Origin of the sequence: Pseudomonas sp. BP01 (assembly GCF_022760795.1) — a bacterium.
GTDB classification, from domain to species: domain Bacteria; phylum Pseudomonadota; class Gammaproteobacteria; order Pseudomonadales; family Pseudomonadaceae; genus Aquipseudomonas; species Aquipseudomonas putida_Q.
This window is the reverse complement of the sequence record NZ_JAFBKA010000138.1, coordinates 1-255: the sequence shown is the minus strand read 5'-3', so window position 1 is coordinate 255 and position 255 is coordinate 1. Positions and strand designations below refer to the sequence as shown.

Here is a 255-nt window from a genome sequence, read left to right as displayed (position 1 = left end):
ACGGCACCAGCGGTTCGATTACCGTCACAGCCCCGGACAACGTCTACGTTGGCAGCAACCCAGCAGTGGTCAACTCCATCGCAACTGTTGCGGGCGCTGACGTCGGCAAGTTCGAGCAGCTGACCCTAGACAAGACGCCGGTCAGCACCACTGTCACTGACGAGCCAGGTTCGGGCACTCCGGGCACCGGAAACCAGGGCGACCTGGTGCAGGTCACCATTACTGCCGATCAGACCTCGGTGGCGGAAAACGTCA

Annotated in this window: 1 protein-coding gene; it reads left to right on the top strand. The window is 62.0% G+C overall.

All coding sequences use genetic code 11. The features are described from left to right. Positions 1–255 (top strand): immunoglobulin-like domain-containing protein (locus JOY50_RS28830; protein ID WP_243056209.1); only part of this gene is annotated, 255 nt, incomplete at both ends.